At 55.4% G+C, this 19,590-nt stretch carries 13 protein-coding genes; 7 read left to right on the forward strand and 6 right to left on the reverse strand.

Annotated features, from left to right (window positions below; genetic code table 11):
- Nucleotides 1–144 precede the first annotated feature (144 nt).
- Nucleotides 145–204 (forward strand): protein YpfM, encoded by a 60-nt coding sequence (gene ypfM / locus ACFX4U_RS18990; protein ID WP_100181659.1) that lies wholly within the window; start codon nucleotides 145–147, stop codon nucleotides 202–204.
- 100 nt (nucleotides 205–304) lie between these two features.
- On the opposite strand, the gene acrD is transcribed toward ypfM, so the two are convergent.
- Nucleotides 305–3,418 carry a multidrug efflux RND transporter permease AcrD gene (gene acrD / locus ACFX4U_RS18995; RefSeq protein ID WP_305735354.1) on the reverse strand — a complete coding sequence of 1,038 codons (3,114 nt, stop codon included), beginning with the start codon at nucleotides 3,416–3,418 and terminating at the stop codon, nucleotides 305–307.
- A gap of 199 nt (nucleotides 3,419–3,617) precedes the next feature.
- Nucleotides 3,618–5,312: a nitrate/nitrite two-component system sensor histidine kinase NarQ gene (narQ, locus tag ACFX4U_RS19000; RefSeq protein ID WP_313507599.1), complete on the reverse strand. Its 1,695-nt coding sequence runs from the start codon at nucleotides 5,310–5,312 to the stop codon at nucleotides 3,618–3,620.
- A gap of 223 nt (nucleotides 5,313–5,535) precedes the next feature.
- Here narQ and aegA point away from each other — a divergent pair, with 223 nt between their 5' ends.
- The 4 genes from aegA (at nucleotide 5,536) to ACFX4U_RS19020 (ending at nucleotide 10,327) form a co-directional block, all read left to right on the forward strand.
- Nucleotides 5,536–7,515 carry a formate-dependent uric acid utilization protein AegA gene (aegA, locus tag ACFX4U_RS19005; RefSeq protein ID WP_313507598.1) on the forward strand — a complete coding sequence of 660 codons (1,980 nt, stop codon included), beginning with the start codon at nucleotides 5,536–5,538 and terminating at the stop codon, nucleotides 7,513–7,515.
- Between the two features lie 82 nt (nucleotides 7,516–7,597).
- Nucleotides 7,598–8,173, forward strand: a complete 576-nt coding sequence (gene nudK, locus ACFX4U_RS19010; RefSeq protein WP_313507597.1) for a GDP-mannose pyrophosphatase NudK — start codon at nucleotides 7,598–7,600, stop codon at nucleotides 8,171–8,173.
- Between the two features lie 122 nt (nucleotides 8,174–8,295).
- On the forward strand, nucleotides 8,296–9,339 hold the full coding sequence (locus ACFX4U_RS19015) for a DUF1176 domain-containing protein (protein WP_313507596.1): 1,044 nt from the start codon (nucleotides 8,296–8,298) through the stop codon (nucleotides 9,337–9,339).
- A gap of 49 nt (nucleotides 9,340–9,388) precedes the next feature.
- A complete protein-coding gene (locus ACFX4U_RS19020) occupies nucleotides 9,389–10,327 on the forward strand; it encodes a hypothetical protein (protein WP_313507595.1) in 939 nt (312 codons plus the stop codon).
- Between the two features lie 36 nt (nucleotides 10,328–10,363).
- On the opposite strand, the gene tkt is transcribed toward ACFX4U_RS19020, so the two are convergent.
- Nucleotides 10,364–12,358 (reverse strand): transketolase, encoded by a 1,995-nt coding sequence (tkt, locus tag ACFX4U_RS19025; RefSeq protein ID WP_313507594.1) that lies wholly within the window; start codon nucleotides 12,356–12,358, stop codon nucleotides 10,364–10,366.
- A 20-nt stretch (nucleotides 12,359–12,378) separates the two neighbouring features.
- A complete protein-coding gene (gene tal / locus ACFX4U_RS19030; protein WP_305735361.1) occupies nucleotides 12,379–13,329 on the reverse strand; it encodes a transaldolase in 951 nt (316 codons plus the stop codon).
- Nucleotides 13,330–13,609: 280 nt separating this feature from the next.
- On the opposite strand from tal, the gene maeB reads away from it, so the two are divergent.
- Nucleotides 13,610–15,889, forward strand: a complete 2,280-nt coding sequence (maeB, locus tag ACFX4U_RS19035) for an NADP-dependent oxaloacetate-decarboxylating malate dehydrogenase (protein WP_313507593.1) — start codon at nucleotides 13,610–13,612, stop codon at nucleotides 15,887–15,889.
- Between the two features lie 476 nt (nucleotides 15,890–16,365).
- Entirely contained in the window at nucleotides 16,366–17,514 is a 1,149-nt protein-coding gene (locus tag ACFX4U_RS19040; RefSeq protein ID WP_380218643.1) for an integrase core domain-containing protein, read from the forward strand.
- 193 nt (nucleotides 17,515–17,707) lie between these two features.
- Here the strand turns inward: ACFX4U_RS19040 and hemF are convergent, their stop codons facing one another.
- A complete protein-coding gene (hemF, locus tag ACFX4U_RS19045; RefSeq protein WP_305735364.1) occupies nucleotides 17,708–18,610 on the reverse strand; it encodes an oxygen-dependent coproporphyrinogen oxidase in 903 nt (300 codons plus the stop codon).
- The gene (amiA, locus tag ACFX4U_RS19050; RefSeq protein WP_065370399.1) at nucleotides 18,607–19,482 is read right to left on the reverse strand and encodes an N-acetylmuramoyl-L-alanine amidase AmiA; all 876 of its coding nucleotides are present in this window, start codon (nucleotides 19,480–19,482) and stop codon (nucleotides 18,607–18,609) included. Before amiA ends, hemF begins: the two co-directional genes overlap by 4 nt.
- Nucleotides 19,483–19,590 lie beyond the last annotated feature (108 nt).

A 19,590-nucleotide genomic window follows, 5' to 3' on the forward strand; every position in this document is an offset into this window, starting at 1 on the left:
TCACATTAAATGACATGACATCGGCTCATAGTTATCGCAAGCATTAAAAGTACCCCGCTAATAGCGATTGAAGCAATTGATTAACATCTCTTCAATGTTGTTACGGGTTTAAGTAGAATTGCCAGAATAATAAGAGAGGTAGTTATGATTGAACATGAACTGGGGAACTGGAAAGACTTTATCGAAGGTATGCTTCGTAAATAATTTCCTGACGAACGATTAAGCAGTGACGGCTTAATAAATAACAATGTGAACCGACACATGAAAAAGGCGACCACCAGGTCGCCTTTTTGTTATGCAGAAATTACTGCGCGCGCGCTTTGAGCGGGAAACGGCGGCGCACCAGCACGAAGAACAGCGGCACAAAGAAAATCGCCAGCACGGTGGCGGAAATCATCCCGCCCATCACACCGGTTCCCACCGCATGCTGGCTGCCGGAGCCCGCGCCGGTGCTGGTTGCCATTGGCAGCACCCCGAAAACGAACGCCAGCGAGGTCATCAGGATCGGCCTTAAACGCTGGCGGCAGGCGTGCAGCGTGGAGACCAGCAGATCTTCGCCCTTCGCATTCATGTCGTTGGCAAACTCGACGATGAGTATCGCGTTTTTCGCCGACAGCCCTATTACCGTCAACAACCCGACCTGGAAGTACACATCGTTTTCCAGCCCACGCATCCAGGTTGCCAGCAGCGCGCCAATCACGCCAAGCGGTACCACCAGCATCACCGAGAACGGCACAGACCAGCTCTCATACAGCGCTGCAAGGCACAGGAATACGACCAGCAGGGAGACCGCATATAACGCCGGTGCCTGCGCGCCGGAAAGGCGTTCCTGGTAAGACATGGCGGTCCACTCCAGGCCAAAACCGGTAGGCAACTGGCTAACCAGTTTCTCCATCACATCCATCGCCGTACCGGTGCTGACGCCGGGTGCGGATTCGCCGACAATCTCCACTGCGGCATAACCGTTGTAGCGCTCAAGGCGCGGCGAGCCGGTTTCCCAGCGCGAGGTGGCAAACGCGGAGAATGGCACCATTCCACCGTTGTTATTTCGCACATACCAGAGGTTGATATCGTCCGGCAACATGCGGTATTTCGCCGCAGCTTGTACGTAGACTTTTTTCACGCGCCCGCGATCCATAAAGTCATTGACGTAGCTGGAGCCCCAGGCGGTTTTCAGCGTGTTGTTAATATCATCAATCGACACGCCCAGAGCCTGCGCTTTGCGCTGATCAATATCGATTTGCAGCTGGGCGCTGTCATCAAGACCGTTATGGCGAACGCGGGTCAGCGCCGGATCTTTGGCCGCCATCTCAATCAGACGATCGCGAGCCGCCATCAGAGCGTCGTGGCCTGCACCGGCGTGATCCTGCAATTCCATATCGAAACCGGCCGAACTCCCCATACCGCTGATAGCAGGCGGGCTGCTGGCGAAAACGCGGGCTTCACTGATGCGGCTAAACGCTTTGGTGGCGCGTTCGATAATGGCAAACGCGCTACCGCTTTTCGGGTCGCGGGCTTCCCAGTCTTTCAGGCGGATGAACAAACGCGCCACGTTCTGCCCGTTACCACCGGGGCCGGAGCCGACGGTAGCAAACACGGATTCAACATTCGATTTCTCGTGGGTGAAGAAATAGTCTTCGACTTTCTGCACCACTTTCAGCGTCTGCTGTTGCGTTGCACCACTCGGCAGCTGCACTGAGGTGGTAAACATGCCCCTGTCTTCCAGCGGCAGAAACGACGTTGGCAGACGCAGGAACAGCAACACCATGCCGCCAATCAGCAGCACATAGAGCAAAATCCAGCGCAGGCTGCGATGCAGAATTTTACCGACGGCGGTTTCATAACGATCGGCATTACGGTTGAAAATACGGTTAAAGGCGCCGAAAAAGCCTTTCTGCCCATGCAGCTCACCTTTATGCAGCGGCTTGAGCAACGTGGCGCACAGCGCCGGTGTGAGGATCATTGCCACCAGCACAGAAAGCACCATCGCCGAAACAATGGTGATAGAGAACTGGCGATAAATCGCGCCGGTGGTGCCGCCAAAGAACGCCATCGGCACAAATACCGCCGACAGCACCATCGCAATCCCCACCAGCGCACCCTGGATTTGCCCCATCGATTTACGCGTCGCTTCCCTGGGCGACAGCCCTTCTTCGGTCATGATGCGTTCGACGTTTTCCACCACCACAATCGCATCATCCACCAGCAGACCGATGGCGAGCACCATGGCGAACATGGTCAGGGTGTTGATGCTGTAGCCAAATGCATAGAGCACGGCGAATGTGCCAAGCAGCACGACCGGCACGGCGATAGTGGGGATCAGCGTGGCGCGGAAATTTTGCAGAAACAGGTACATCACCAGAAACACCAGCGCGATAGCTTCGAGCAGGGTTTTCACGACATCGATAATCGAGGCTTTAACAAACGAGGTGGTTTCGTAAGCGACTTTATATTCCAGACCGTGCGGGAAAAAAGGTGCCAGCTCGTTTAAGCGGTTAATCACCAGTTCTGCCGTCGCCATTTCGTTAGCGCCGGAGGCCAGTTTCACCCCCAGCCCGGACGCGGGGTTACCGTTAAAACGGCTCAGGTAGTCATATTTCTCTGCGCCCAGTTCCACCGTCGCCACGTCGCCAAGACGCACTTCTGAACCGTCCTGATTCACGCGCAGCGTAATATTGCGGAACTGTTCCGGCGTTTGTAAAAGCGACTGCGCATTGATAGTGGCGTTTAAGGCCTGGCGATCAACGGACGGCGTTCCGCCAAGTTGCCCGACGGCAATTTGCGCGTTCTGCGACGAAATGGCGCTGGTGACGTCCGAAGCGGTGAGCTGGTAACTGTTGAGCTTGGCAGGATCGAGCCAGATACGCATTGAATATTGCGAACCGTAGGCGTCAATATCGCCAACGCCGTTTACGCGGCTAATCGGATCCTGAATATTACTCGCCACATAGTCGGAGATATCTTGTTTATCCATCGAGCCGTCAGTGGAGACAAACGCGATGGTTAAAATGTTGGTATCACCGGTTTTTCGCACCGTGACGCCCTGGTTTTGCACCGCTTGTGGGAGTTTACGCATCGCCGATTGCAGCTGGTTTTGCACCTGCTGTACGGCTTCATCAGGATCGGTCCCGGCGCTGAAATTGAGAGTCACCGTTGCCTGCCCGGTGGCGCTGCTTTGCGAGGACATATACATTAAATTATCGAGGCCGGTCATATTCTGCTCGATAACCTGAGTAACGGTATTTTCCAGTGTTTGCGCCGATGCGCCAGGATAATTAGCGGTAATGCGGACGTTAGGCGGGGCTAAATCGGGATATTGTTCGACGGGTAAAGAAATAATGGCAAGTGTCCCCGTAAGACAGATCAGGATCGCCAGCACCCACGCAAAAATGGGGCGATCAATAAAAAAATTCGCCATCAGAAATAAAACCTCATATTGCTGCGCATCGTTATAGTGACATTGCTTGCATCAATGTAGCGGCAATGCAGAAACCAATCGTGGAGAAAAAAAGGAGAAAATGTAAATTATCATGCCTGATTAAGGCATAACTATGCATAACCACACTTAAGCAAAATTTCCTCCTGCACAAAATCATTTTACTTTAAATTCTTTACACTTATTGACGCTGCGCGCTGACCAGTATCGGAAAGCGAAACTGCACCTGCGTGCCGCTTCCCGGCGGTGAGATGATTTCCAGCACACCGCCAAGGCGCTCGGCGCGCTCGCGCATGATCGTCAACCCATAATGCCCGGCGGGCTCCTGCGTGCTGTTCATACCGATGCCGTTATCGCGGATGTAAACCGAATGCAGTCCGTCAGGGTCGGTCACACAACTGACGGTGATTTCACTGGCCTGCGCATGTTTAATCGCGTTGATGACCGCTTCACGCACAATTTGTAAAACGTTCATTTGCTGTTGCGCATCCAGCGCCTGCGTGGGTAAACGGCAATCCAGATTCAGCTTCGCGCTGGTCTGGCTCTGCAATACATCCAGCGCTTCACGCAGCGCGGCGGGTAGCGAACTTTGCTGTAAAGAGAGGCGGAACGTGGTGAGCAGCTCACGCAACTGCTGCCAGGCATTGTTCAGACCGCGCGAAAAGTCGTCGATGATCAGGTGTGCCGGGGCGTTATCGTCCGGCACGGAGCGCTTAAGCAGCGCCAGCTGGATACGCAAATAGGAGAGCATCTGCGCCAGAGAATCGTGCAGTTCGCGGGCGATGGTCGCACGTTCTTCCATCAGCATTAATTGCTGGTAGTGCTTCTGCGCCTGGTTGATATAGAGACCGCGTCCAAGAATGGTGGCGATATTGCACATCAGCGGCGCGGAGAGCGGCTGCTGGTGGCTTTGCCAGCGCAGCTCGCCCAGCACGTTCTCCTGCATATTTACCGGCAAGCTGTTCACCGGCAGCGTGGGATCGGCCTCACCTTGCTGAATGCGCCAGTTGTCATCAACAACCAGTTCCAGGAAGCAGGCTGCCTGATGGTCGTAGACGATCTGCAACACATGGTGCAGACAAAGAGCATCGATCTGGCTGGTGTTGAGCGCCTGCGAGCACTGGTACATCACTTCCAGGCGACTGTTGGCTTCATGCAGATCGCGGGTTTTTTCTGCTACCGATGTTTCCAGCGAGCGGTAGAGCTTAAACAGTTGCCCGGACATTCTGTCGAACGTTGAAGCCAGTAAACCCAGTTCGTTATCGAGTTTGTTATCGAGCGGCAGCAAGGAAAACTGCCCTTGCTGGATACGCTGGCAAGCGGCGACCAGGTTATTAAGCGGTTTGACGACCCGCTGGCGAATACGGCGCAGCGTAAAAAACACCAGCGTGAAAATCCCGGCAGCCCCCAGCAGCGAAATAGCGACTACCAGCATCATCTTGCGTTCGGTGTAGTGCTGGAGCGCCAGCACGAACAAATCAATTTGCCCGACATAAGCCTGGATATTTTGCTCGTACCATTGCTGGTCGCCCTGAATCAGATGTTTTTCCATCTGGCGCCAGTTTTCGTGCAATTGCCCATAACGTTGCTGCACTTCCTGCGGCACGTACCAGCGGTTCAGGGTTTGTAATACGGGAGAGTTCAGCGTCTGCTGGTAAATCTGGCGGTGGGGTTGTAATTCGGCGGTCTGTTTTTGCAGCTCGTAACCAAGACGGTAACTTTGCATACGCAGCGACCCGGCTATATTAATGGCTTCCGCGTCCCGCAGGCTGCTGGCAAGCGTGACGAGTGCCACTCCGGTGGAGAGCAGCGACAGTAAAACAAGAGAGAAAAAGGCTCTGGCCAGGCTTCCTGAAACAGGTTTTTTGACTATCACTGCAGCGCTTCCCAATCCTGATATTACGTACAGGAAACATCGGCCTGAACGTCCATCGAATGAAATAATTTTTCAGAAATCCTGAAATAAATTGATCTGCTACAAGCTCGTGACAAATAGATAACCTTTCTGGGCAATTGAACATTGCCTGTGTCGTGCTGCCCCGGTAAATACAATGCTCATATAAAAAATAAGGTTTATTAAACCAGAAAAGAAGGGTGCCATGAATCGTTTTATTATGGCGAATAGCCAGCAATGTATAGGATGTCGTGCCTGCGAAGTCGCGTGTGTGATGGCGCACAATAATGAGCAACATGTATTAAGCGCCGGACATTTTCATCCACGGATCACCGTGGTTAAACATCAGCAGCACCGCAGCGCGGTGACTTGCCAACACTGTGAAGCTGCGCCCTGTGCCCGCAGTTGTCCGAATGGCGCAATCAGCCGCGTTGATGAGGCGATTCAGGTCAATCAGCAAAAGTGCATTGGCTGTAAATCCTGCGTGGTGGCTTGCCCGTTTGGCACCATGCAAGTGCTGGTCACGCCAATTGGCGACGGGCTGGTAAAAGCCACCGCGCACAAATGCGATCTCTGCCAGGGCAGGGCGGAAGGCCCGGCCTGTGCGCAGAATTGCCCGGCCGATGCGCTGCAACTGGTGAACAGCGACGCGCTGGCAGAGCTTGCTAAATCTCGCCGTCTGCGAACTGCCAGCCATGAGGCGCAGCCGTGGCACAGTGTCGCGGCGCTGACTCCCGCCTTTAACGACCGCAAAGTGCGGCAGATGCGTAAAACGACGTCGCGCGGTGAGCCAGATAAATTGCCACTGGCGGCGCGTAAAAGCGGTTTTGATGAAATCTATCTACCGTTTCGCGCCGATCAGGCCAATCGTGAAGCGGAGCGCTGCCTGAAGTGCGGCGACCACAGCATTTGCGAATGGATCTGCCCGCTGCATAACCATATTCCGCAGTGGATCGAGCGGGTAAAAGAGGGTGATATTGCGGCTGCGGTCGAACTTTCGCATCAAACCAACTGCTTACCGGAAATCACCGGGCGCGTCTGCCCGCAAGACCGGCTGTGCGAAGGGGCATGTACGGTGCGCGATGAGTATGGCGCGGTCACGATCGGCAATATTGAACGCTATATCTCCGATCAGGCGCTGGCGCAGGGCTGGCGGCCCGATTTACAGCAGGTTGCGGCGGTAGATAAACATATCGCGATTATCGGTGCTGGCCCGGCAGGTCTCGCCTGCGCTGACGTGCTCGCTCGCCACGGCGTGAGCGCCACGGTGTTCGATCGTCACCCGGAAATCGGCGGTTTGCTCACCTTTGGCATCCCCGCTTTTAAACTGGATAAATCGCTGCTGGCGCGCCGTCGTGAAATTTTCAGCGCGATGGGCATTCGCTTTGAACTCAATTGTGAAATCGGTAAAGACATCGGGCTGGAGACGCTGCTCAGCGATTACGACGCGGTGTTTGTGGGCGTTGGCACTTACCGTTCAATGAAAGCCGGTTTGCCAAATGAAGACGCTCCGGGCGTTTACGATGCGCTGCCGTTCCTGATTGCTAACACCCGTCAGTTAATGGGGTTGCCGGACAGCGCCGACGAGCCGTTTATCAACACCGAGGGGCGCAATGTCGTGGTGCTTGGCGGCGGCGATACGGCAATGGACTGTGTCCGTACCGCACTGCGCCATGGCGCGAGCAAAGTGACCTGTGCCTACCGTCGCGACGAAGCCAATATGCCTGGCTCGAAAAAAGAGGTGAAAAATGCGCGGGATGAAGGGGCTGAGTTTGAGTTCAATGTCCAGCCAGTAAACCTCGAGCTGGATAAGAGCGGCAAAGTCTGCGGCATTCGCTTGCTGCGCACACAGCTCGGCGAGCCGGATGCCAAAGGCCGCCGCCGTCCGGTGCCGATTGAAGGCAGTGAGTTTGTTATGCCTGCTGATGCGGTGATCATGGCGTTTGGTTTTAACCCGCATTCCATGCCGTGGCTGGAGCGCCACGGTGTGCGCGTTGATGACTGGGGGCGTATTGCCGCCAGTGTCGAAAGCCAGTATCGCTACCAGACCAGCAACCCGAAAATTTTTGCCGGCGGTGATGCGGTGCGCGGAGCCGATCTGGTGGTGACCGCGATGGCGGAGGGGCGCCACGCCGCGCAGGGCATGATGGACTGGTTGGGCGTCAAAGCACCAGGGCAGCATTAAGGCGTTTGCCATAAAACAGGCTTCACGGCATCACACTTCGCGGCGTAGTATTACGCAAAGTTATTAGCGCTCTGGAGCCTGTATGTCGCTGAAAATTGAAGTTATCAAAGATAAAATCCTCTCTGAAAATTATTTTGTCCTGCGCAATATCACCTACGATTTGACCCGTCAGGACGGTGAAGTGGTGCGTCATAAACGTGAAGTCTACGACCGGGGCGATGGTGCCACCATCTTGCTGTATAACCGTGAAAAGCAGAGTGTGCTGCTGATCCGCCAGTTCCGGATCGCCGCCTGGGTGAATGGTAGCGTGGATGGTCGCCTGATTGAAGCCTGCGCCGGGTTACTGGATGACGATGAGCCGGAAGTGTGCATTCGTAAGGAAGCGATTGAGGAGACGGGATATGAAGTTGGCGAGGTGCGCAAAGTATTTGAGTTGTACATGTCGCCGGGCGGGGTCACGGAAATTGTCCACTTCTTTATTGCGGAATATAACGACGCGCAGCGCGTGAATAACGGCGGCGGAGTAGAAGATGAAGATATCGAAGTGCTGGAACTGCCCTTCCGGCAGGCCTTGACGATGGTCGCCAACGGTGAGATCTGTGATGGCAAGACGGTGATTTTACTGCAATATTTGCAAACATCTGGCCTAATGGACTGAAATTAATAAGGTTATCAGCTCCGCTTTCAGATGAAGCTATCCGACAAATCCGATTGAGCAAGCCAACCGGGAAATAGAATATACGCAGGTTCTGCGTCTATTCTTCCGGGGTTGTGCCAACCATGCGTTACCGCAGCGTTTTGACTTTGCTCTTCGGTCTTCTGGCCGCACCGTTGCTGTGCGCAGCACCCGCGCAACAAACCTTCTCCGACTGGCAAGTCACCTGTAATAACCAGAACTTTTGCGTGGCACGCAATATTGGTGAGCATCAGTGGCTGGTAATGACGCTGGAGCGCAGCGCTGGCGCGCGTGCCGATGCCACGCTACGTATCGATTATGGCGGCATCGACGCGCCGATTACTAAAGAACCGCCGATTGCCGGGCGTTTACTGTTTGACGGTCAGCCACTGGCGTTGGCGAGCGATCGCTGGCAAACCACTCCGTGGCATCTGGTGACGGATAACACCGATGCCATCACTTCGTTTTTAAAAAACATTCAGGAAGGCCAGTCGCTTACACTACAAGGCAGCAAGGGCGAGATTTCTCTGGTCGGGCTAAAAGCGGCGCTGCTGTTTATTGATGCGCTGCAAAAACGCGTCGGCAGCGAGACGGCATGGATTAAAAAGGGCGATAGCCCGTCGTTAAGCGTTCCGCCCGCACCTGCGTTGAAAAAGGTCGCCTCGGCCAATGTGGCACCAACCCCGCTGACGCACCAGGAACTGAACGATTTGCTGGATTACGGTACCTGGCGAATGAACAGCAGCCAGTGTTCGCTGGATCCGATGCGCCGCCAGGTGCGCGTGAGCGCGCTGACTGATGATAAAGCGTTGCTAGTGATCGACTGTGAAGCGGGTGCGTATAACATGGTCGAACGCGCGTGGCTGGTATCGCGGGAAAAACCGTTTGCCGCACGGCTGGTGCGCCTGTTGCTGCCTTTCACGCCGGATAACGGTAACGATGAAATGGAACTGATGAACGCGGCGTTTGATGAGAAAACCCGCGAGCTGACCACACTTTCCAAAGGTCGCAGCCTGGCGGATTGTGGCGTGTCGAGCCGCTGGCGTTTTGACGGCCAGCGCTTTCGCCTGGTGCGGTACGCGCAGGAGCCCTCCTGCGATAGCTGGCACGGCCCCGATGCGTGGCCAACGCTGTGGGTGACGCGCTAACCCTTCGCTGACATAATCCCTTGCGGATATTGTTATCGGGAAGGGAATAATGAAACGCGTTTACCCACAATGGCTTGCGGCCTGCGTACTCTTTTTTGCCGTTCTGCCTGCCCAGGCTGAACTGACCTCAGCGGATAAACAGAGCATCGCCCAGCTTGTCGATGTCTGGAATAGCCATCTGAATGGCAATGCCCAGGCAACCGGCAGCGATCTCTATGCGGCTCAGGTCCAATGGTTTGGCCAGCATCTTGAGCGCGACGAGGTACTGCGCCGTCAGCAAGCGTTCACCTCTCACTCACCGCACTATGCGCAGCGAATTATCACCACGCTTGATATCACCGAAGATGAAGCGGGCCAGGTTCAGGTCGAGTTTGTCAAACAAGCCGGACTCGATGAAAAACAGGTAAAAAACTACCCGGCACAGCTTACTTTCAGCAAGCAGCCTGAGGGCTGGCGCATTAGCGGCGAAACCGATTTGCTCACCCGCCTGAATCAAAAAGAGGCGTCGGTACAGGGGCTTTTGACCAAAGGTAAGTTTGACGGCATTACCAAAGATGTCGTGTGGGTGAACGCGCGCGATCCCAAAACCGGCGGCAGTTGCGATGAAGAGGGCGACTGTGAATGTAAGCTCTGGAGCAGCAACCCGGCTGTACAACCCGCGATGGTGCCGCAGTGCATTGGTGGCGGAGTGGAAACGCTGTCGCAGCTCGATGATAGCGGACGCGATCGGGTGGTTGTTTTCCCGCAGTGGTGGACCAGCGCCTGGCGGGTGGTTTATGTCTTTGATATCCAGCAAGGGCAATGGGCGAAAGCGCTGCCTTCGTTTCCCATTAACATCAATATTCAGGAAGACGATGACGCCGCAACGCTGGTGAAACGCGACACGCAACACAACGGCAATGTGCTGGTGAAAAAAGCGCTGTGGGATGAAAAGCAGGAAGATATCGTGACGCCGCAGGAGAGTGAGCCGTTGCTGGTGGTGAAATAAAAATGGCGCGCCAGTCGTATGCTGGCGCGCCCACGCTTATTTTTTCAGTACCGCTTTGGCTTTTGCCACCACGTTTTCGACCGTGAAGCCGAAGTAGGGGAACAGCTTCTCGGCAGGCGCTGATTCACCGTAACCGGTCATACCGACAATCGCCCCTTTCAGACCGACATATTTGTACCAGTAATCGGCAATCCCGGCTTCGACCGCCACGCGCGCACTCACATCCGAGGGCAGCACAGATTCACGCCAGGCTTCATCCTGCGCGTCGAAAATATCGGTCGACGGCAGCGATACCACACGAACTTTATGGCCTTCCTGAGTCAGTTGCTCCGCCGCGTTGACGGTAATTTCCATCTCCGAACCGGTAGCAATCAGGATCAGATCCGGCGTACCCTCGCAGTCTTTCAGGATATAACCGCCACGGCTGATGGCCTGCACCTGCTCCGGGGTTCGCTCCATTTGCGTGAGGTTCTGGCGCGAGAGGATCAATGCAGTCGGGCCATGATGGCGCTCGATCGCCAGCTTCCAGCCGACCGCCGCTTCAACCTGGTCGCACGGACGCCAGGTGCTGAAGTTCGGTGTTAAGCGCAGGCTGGCGAGTTGCTCCACCGCCTGGTGCGTTGGACCGTCTTCCCCTAAGCCAATCGAATCATGGGTGTAAACCATGATCTGCCGGGCTTTCATCAACGCCGCCATACGCGCCGCGTTACGGGCATATTCAACGAACATCAAAAAGGTGGCGGTGTAAGGCACAAAACCGCCATGGTGTGCGATACCGTTGGCAATTGCCGTCATACCAAACTCACGCACGCCGTAGTGAATGTAGTTCCCGGCCTGATCCTCTTTCAGCGATGTGGAGCCGGACCAGATGGTGAGGTTGCTGGGCGCGAGATCCGCAGAGCCGCCAAGCAGCTCCGGCAAAATTGGCCCATAGCTGTTGAGCGTGTTCTGCGACGCTTTACGGGTGGCGATGTTCGCCGGGTTGGCCTGCAGTTTATTGATCCAGTCGGTGGTGGTTTTTTCCCAGCTTTCCGGCAGTTCACCGCTCATGCGGCGTGTAAATTCGGCTGCCAGATCCGGGTACTCTTTAGCCCAGGCCGCCAGTTTCTCATTCCACTCATGCTGATGTTTCGCCCCGCGCTCGCGGGCATCCCACGCCTGGTAAATCTCTTTCGGGATCTCGAAGGCCGGGTATTTCCAGCCGAGTTTCTGCCGGGTGAGCGCCACTTCTTCTTCACCGAGCGCCGCGCCGTGCGAATCCTCTTTCCCGGCTTTGTTCGGCGAGCCGAAGCCAATCACCGTGCGGCAGATAATCAGTGACGGCTTATCCTTCACGCGTTGCGCTTCTTCGATAGCTTTTTTCACCGCCTCGGGTGAATGGCCGTCGATATCGCCAATCACATGCCAGTTATACGCCTCGAAGCGTTTGGCGGTGTCATCCGTAAACCAGCCCTCGGTTTCGCCATCAATCGAGATGCCGTTGTGATCGTAAAAGCCGATCAGTTTGCCAAGCCCCAGCGTACCCGCGAGCGAACATACCTCATGGGAAATGCCTTCCATCAGGCAGCCATCGCCCATAAACACATAGGTGTAGTGGTCAACAATGTCATGCCCCGGCCGGTTAAATTGCGCCGCCAGCGTGCGCTCGGCAATTGCCAGCCCAACAGCGTTCGCCAGCCCCTGCCCGAGCGGTCCGGTGGTGGTTTCCACGCCCGGCGTATAGCCGATTTCCGGGTGGCCTGGGGTTTTGGAGTGGAGCTGACGGAAGTTTTTCAGCTCTTCAAGCGGCAGGTCATAACCACTGAGGTGCAGCAGGCTGTACAGCAGCATTGAGGCATGACCGTTAGAGAGGATAAAACGGTCGCGATCGTACCAGGTGGGGTCTGCCGGGTTGTGGCGCAGAAAATCATTCCACAGCACTTCGGCGATATCCGCCATCCCCATCGGGGCGCCAGGGTGGCCAGAATTGGCTTTTTGCACCGCGTCCATACTCAGGGCGCGAACGGCGTTAGCAAGCTCTCTACGGGACATAATTCACTCCATGGCAAAGGTTAAAGTTTAGCGGCGAGCAGATCTTCAAGGCTGCGCTGATCAACGGCGAACTGACGGATCCCGTCGGCCAGTTTATCGACGGCCATCGGATCCTGGTTATGCTCCCAACGGAATTCCGCTTCTGTTAACGGTTCCGGGCGATGGAAGGTTTGGCGCGATGGCACCAGCTTGCGTTCAACGACGCCCTCTTGCGCTTGTAGCTCTTTCAGCAGTGCCGGAGAGATAGTCAGACGGTCGCAGCCCGCCAGGGCGAGGATCTGCTCGGTACGGCGGAAACTGGCACCCATCACGATGGTTTGATAGCGATGTTGTTTGTAGTAGTCGTAGATATTGCGTACCGACTTCACGCCAGGATCTTCATCCACCACATAGGGGTCGAGCGGTTTGCGATCGTTATACCAGTCGTAAATGCGGCCAACGAAAGGTGAAATCAAAAACACGCCCGCTTCGGCACAGGCGCGCGCCTGGGCAAACGAGAACAGCAGCGTCAGGTTGCAGTTGATACCCTCTTTTTCCAGCTCTTCCGCCGCGCGAATACCTTCCCAGGTCGACGCTAGTTTGATGAGAATGCGTGACTTATCGATGCCTTGATCTTTGTACAGCGCCACCAGTTGACGCGCTTTGGCGATACTTTTCTCTTTGTCGTAAGAGAGGCGGGCGTCCACCTCTGTGGAGACGCGCCCCGGAATGCTTTTCAGAATTTCCGCACCAAAATTGACCGCCAGTTTGTCGCTGGCTTCTGCCACTTGCTGCTCCTGGGTTTTACCACGCGCTTTGCCGTAGGCAATGGCATCGTCAATCAGATGCGAGAAGTGCGCCAGCCCGGCCGCCTTCAGCAGCAGGGAAGGGTTGGTGGTGGCATCTTCCGGCTGATAGTGGCGAATGGATTCGATGTCGCCGCTGTCGGCCACCACGGTAGTGAATTGTTTGAGGCCGTCTAAGTGATTCATGGAAAATAACTCCTTTAAAAGCAATGGATTACTGGAGTGCTTTCTGTCGCACTTTTGTGAGGATGAGAGGTGCATAACAAAAAAGCATAGCAGACGCGCCCGCGCCCTGCGTTTTGCGGCACGTAACAAAGTTGCGATAAATTGATAACAATTTTGTTTATGTCATGGCGAGATTTTGGCTATGTTCAAAGTTTATGCGGGCGACAGAGGCCATACTATGCGGCGCATTGGGATAGACATCGCACGTTTCACTCTGCAAACAACGTGAAAGGAACCTCAAATGGACGACCAACTAAAACAAAGTGCCCTCGATTTTCACGAATTCCCCCGTCCGGGGAAGATTCAGGTCTCCCCGACAAAACCGCTGGCAACACAGCGCGATCTGGCACTGGCCTACTCTCCTGGCGTCGCCGCGCCTTGTCTTGAGATCGAAAAAGATCCGCTGGCGGCCTACAAATACACCGCGCGTGGCAATCTGGTCGCCGTGGTATCCAACGGTACTGCGGTACTCGGCCTTGGCAATATTGGCGCACTGGCCGGTAAACCCGTCATGGAAGGCAAAGGCGTACTGTTCAAAAAATTCGCCGGAATCGATGTGTTTGATATCGAAGTGGATGAACACGATCCGGATAAACTGATTGATGTCGTCGCCGCGCTGGAACCGACTTTTGGCGGCATCAACCTGGAAGACATCAAAGCGCCGGAGTGCTTCTATATTGAAGCGAAGCTGCGCGAACGCATGAATATTCCGGTATTTCACGACGATCAGCACGGTACGGCGATTATCAGCACTGCCGCCATTCTCAACGGCCTGCGTGTGGTCGAGAAGAACCTCTCCGATGTGCGTATGGTGGTTTCCGGCGCGGGCGCAGCGGCGATCGCCTGTATGAACCTGCTGGTGGCGCTTGGGATGCAGAAACACAACATTGTGGTCTGCGACTCGAAAGGCGTTATCTACAAAGGCCGCGAGCCGAACATGGCGGAAACCAAAGCCGCTTATGCCGTTGACGATGACGGCAAACGCACGCTGGCGGATGTGGTTGCCGGTTCGGACATCTTCCTCGGCTGTTCCGGGCCGAAAGTGCTGACCCCGGAGATGGTGAAAGGCATGGCGCGCCAGCCGTTGATCCTCGCACTGGCGAACCCGGAGCCGGAAATTCTGCCGGATCTGGCGAAAGCGGTGCGCCCGGACGCCATCATCTGCACAGGGCGTTCTGATTACCCGAATCAGGTGAACAACGTGCTCTGTTTCCCGTTTATCTTCCGTGGCGCGCTGGATGTTGGCGCGACGGCGATTAACGAAGAGATGAAACTGGCGGCGGTCAACGCCATCGCGGAACTGGCGCATGCTGAGCAGAGTGAGGTAGTGGCTTCGGCCTATGGCGATCAGGATCTCAGCTTCGGCCCGGATTACCTGATCCCGAAACCGTTCGATCCGCGCCTGATTGTCAAAATCGCGCCTGCTGTGGCAAAAGCCGCCATGGATTCCGGCGTGGCGACGCGACCTATCGCTGATTTCGATGCTTATGTCGATAAGCTCACTGAATTTGTCTACAAAACCAATCTGTTTATGAAGCCGATCTTCTCCCAGGCGCGCAACGCACCGAAACGCGTGGTGCTGGCAGAGGGTGAGGAGCCGCGTGTGCTGCATGCCACGCAGGAACTGGTGACGTTAGGGCTGGCAAAACCGATCCTGATTGGTCGTCCGAGCGTCATTGAGATGCGTATTCAGAAACTCGGTTTGCAAATCCGCCCGGATGTGGATTTTGAAATCGTCAATAACGAGTCCGATCCGCGCTTTAAAGAGTACTGGATGGAGTACTTCAACATCATGAAACGCCGCGGCGTGACGCAGGAGCAGGCGCAGCGCGCGGTGATCGGCAATACCACCATTATTGGCGCGATCATGGTACATCGTGGCGAAGCGGACGCGCTGATTTGCGGCACCATCGGCGATTACCACGAGCACTTCAATGTGCTGCAGCCGATCTTCGGTTATCGCGACAACGTCCATACCGCAGGCGCGATGAACGCGCTGTTGCTGCCGAGCGGCAACACCTTTATCGCCGATACTTACGTCAATGAGGATCCGAGCGCGGAAGAACTGGCGGAGATTACTATTCTGGCGGCGGAAACTGTCCGCCGTTTCGGCATTGAACCGCGTGTGGCGCTGCTTTCGCATTCGCAGTTTGGTTCATCGAACGCGCCTGCGGCGGTGAAAATGCGCGATACGTTAGCGCTGGTGCGTGAACGCGCGCCGGAATTAATGATTGACGGAGAAATGCATGGCGATGCGGCGCTGGATGAGACTATCCGCCATGAACGTATGCCGGATAGTCCGCTGAAAGGGGCGGCAAATATCCTGATTATGCCGAACGTAGAAGCGGCGCGAATCAGCTATAACCTGCTGCGCGTGTCCAGTTCGGAAGGGGTGACTGTCGGGCCGGTACTGATGGGCGTGGCGAAACCGGTGCATGTGCTGACGCCGATTGCCTCGGTGCGGCGTATCGTCAACATGGTTGCGCTGGCGGTGGTGGAGGCGCAAACGCAGCCACTGTAATGTTTGTTTCTACGAACCGTCGATAACCGGATTGTCGCGTGTTGGTTGTGTTTTTGAAGGAAGCCGCTCGTTATTTCTGCCCGGGCTGAATTCAATCGCGATGGGTTGAGTGCCGCTGAAATCGGCGAACCGAAGAATGAGTGACAAGGTCTGGACGCCATGGATGGCGGCCAGAGGCGAATCGAGCCACAGACAAAATTGCCGCGAGCAATTTTGAACAGCGCTTGCGCTGGCCCCGAATAGGCGAGTCCCCCGAATAGGCGAGTCCCACGGATGGGACGAGTAATCGCGAGTTGAGCCGACCGCAGACAAGCACTCGGGAGGTGAGTGTAGTGCGAAGCACCGATTTATCGCACAGACGCGGGGATAGAAAAGGGGAGCGCGGCTGTATGAACCGGGCACATAGGTAACACTTTAAACCGGGCACATGGGTAACAGGTTATAACGGTACGGTAAACAGCTGACGGAGGTTTACCGTGCCCTGGATTGAGACTGTTACCATGCAACGTTTGCAGTTTGTTGCGGCCTGCCTTGAAAGCAACCTCACGGTTGCCGAGGTGTGCCGCCGCTTTAATATCAGCCGTAAGACCGGCTACAAGTGGCTGGCCCGTTTTTCGCCCGATGATGCCACCTCCCTCAGTGACCGTTCCCGGGCGCGCCACCACCAGAGCACAACGCCTGAACCCATGGTGAGGCTGCTGCTGGAGACGAAGCACCAGCATCCCCTGTGGGGGCCAGAGAAGATAAGGCAGCGCCTCCTTAACCTGAACATCACCGGCGTTCCTGCCACCAGTACCATTGGTGAGCTGTTCCGCAGCCATGGTCTGGTTAAAAAACGTAAGTCCCCCACCTTTAAGCCCACGCAGCGGCATGAGCTGCATTCTGCCGTGCGACCAAACGATGTCTGGAGCGCCGATTTCAGGGGGCAGTTCACCCATGCCGGCGGCCGCTGGTGCCATCCCTTCACGCTGACCGATAACTGCAGCAGGATTGTGCTGGCCTGCGATGCCACCTATACGCCTGATGGCCGGTTTGTAATCCCCTGCCTTGAGCGGGTATTCCGGGAGTGCGGGATGCCGCAGGTGCTGCGTACGGACAATGGTCCTCCCTTTGCCGGGGCCGGTCTGTGGAGGCTGAGCCAGATGTCCGTATGGCTGATTAAATGTGGTGTCCTGCCGGAACGTATCCGGCCGGGTAAACCCACCGAGAACGGCAGACATGAGCGGATGCACCGCACCCTGAAGGATGCGCTGAAGCGACATGCGAAGTTCACTTCTCTTGAGGAGCAGCAGATCTGGATGGATGCATGGCGTCATGAATTTAATGAGATACGCCCCCCCAGGGCGCTGGGCGGAAAAACACCTGGTTCGGTCTGGTATCCGTCAGAGCGCATCTTTACCGGCCCGCTGAAGGCAATGCCCGTACCGGATGATGCCCGGACACTGCGTGTCTCATTAAAAGGCGATTTATGCTTTAACAGCACACGGATATTTTTATCAGAAGCGCTGAGGGGAGAATGGGTATGGATGAAGCAGGTCGGGGAAGAGCTGGACGAAATAGGTTTTGGTGAACTGATACTGGCCCGGTACGACAGACGGAATCATCGTATAATCCGGGCCGACTGAAGCAAAAAGTGTCACCCATGTGACCGGTCAGATCTGTAACCCATGTGACCGGTTCATACACGGCAGCTCCCCTTTTCCCGTTCACTGTATGTGAAGTTTCAGAAACTGTTGAACATCTGCTGAACGGAACAATACCTCATCAGTGACATATCTGTTGAATAGCGCACTTTATCCGGTCTGAGAATTAAAGAAATTAAACCCAGTCTCTGACTTTTATAAACTCGCTGAGGGCAGCTTCCGGGCTGCCTTCGGCGGGTTGATAATTGTATTCCCAGCGCACCAGCGGCGGCATCGACATCAGAATGGATTCAGTGCGCCCGCCGGTTTGTAAGCCAAACAGCGTGCCGCGATCCCATACCAGATTGAACTCAACATAACGACCGCGACGGTAAAGCTGGAAGTCGCGTTCACGCTCGCCATAAGGCGTAGCTTTGCGGCGTTCAACGATCGGCATATAAGCCTCGAGATAGCCGTTGCCCACCGCCTGCATAAAGCGAAAGCAGTGATCGAAATCTGGCGTATTGAGATCGTCGAAAAACAGCCCACCGATACCGCGTTGTTCGTCACGGTGTTTAAGGTAGAAGTAATCGTCGCACCACTTTTTATAACGTGGATACACCTCTTCGCCGAACGGCAAACAGATATCGCGCGCTGTGCGGTGCCAGTGGCGAGCATCCTCTTCAAAACCGTAGTAGGGCGTTAAATCAAAGCCGCCGCCAAACCACCACACCGGTTCCGCACCGGGTTTTTCGGCGATAAAAAAGCGCACATTGGCATGGCTGGTGGGCACATACGGATTACGCGGGTGAACCACCAGCGAAACGCCCATCGCTTCGAAACTGCGACCTGCCAGCTCCGGGCGGTGCGCGGTGGCTGAAGCGGGCATTGCGTCGCCGTGGACGTGCGAAAAATTGACGCCCGCTTGTTCAAACACGCCGCCATCACGCAGCACACGGCTGCGCCCGCCGCCGCCTGCCGCACGCGTCCACGCATCTTCAATAAATGCGCCGCCATCAATGGCGCTCAGCTGGTCACAGATCTTGTCCTGCAAATGCAGCAGGGCGTTTTTAACCGGGTGGATATCAGGCGTGGTCATCCGCGTCTCTTCGTATGGGCTTTGTGATTATCAAACCAGCTAAAGTAGCTGAGTACGCCGTCGGCAATGGCGCTGGCGATTTTCTGGCGAAACGCGGCTGTACCGAGCAGCTTCTCTTCCGCCGGATTGGTGATAAACGAGGTTTCCACCAGTACGGACGGTATTGAAGGCGATTTTAGCACCACAAATGCCGCCTGTTCCGTGTTACGGCTATGCAGGCGGTGTACCGGTTTAATCTGCTTGAGAATATGCGAGCCGAGCGTCAGGCTGTTTTTAATGGTGTCGGTTTGCACCAAATCGAACAGTACTTGCTGGAGCAGGTGATCTTTGTCTCTGTCTTTCTTGCCGGCCAGATCGTCGGCGGCGTTTTCTTTATCCGACAGGTATTTCGCCATTGCGCTACTGGCCCCGCGATTGGAAAGCGCAAACACCGACGCGCCCGCAGCGCTTGGGTTGGTGAAACCATCGGCGTGGATTGACATAAACAGATCGGCACCGTGCTGGTGGGCAATCTCTACGCGATCATAAAGCGGAATAAATTTATCGCCAGTGCGCGTCAGGCGCGCATCAATTCCCTGCGCACGCAACTGGGCGCGGACGGTTTTGGCGATCGCCAGTACCACGTGTTTCTCTTGCGAACCGTTATGTCCAATCGCGCCGGTATCAATACCGCCGTGGCCCGGATCAAGCATCACAATGCGTTTTGCGCCAGCTTTCTTTGCTTTCGGCTTGCTGTGCCCGGTGGTGGTTTTGAGTGGTGTCTCGTCCTTAGCGATAGCACGAGACATGCCCGTTAATGTCAGGGCGGCCAGGCCTGCTTTCAGCACCTGACGACGCGAGGTAAGTGTTTTTAAAGGTTTAAAGGTGCTCATACGCCTGAATTGTCTTATTCGTGGTCCCTGGTGTTATAGCGTATCGTGTTTGCCGTTACGACTATCCGTGCGAACTAATGTTTTACTTTTCATTTCAATACGTGACAG

The organism is Kosakonia sp. YIM B13588 (assembly GCF_042788165.1).
Classification (GTDB): Bacteria; Pseudomonadota; Gammaproteobacteria; order Enterobacterales; family Enterobacteriaceae; genus Kosakonia; species Kosakonia sacchari.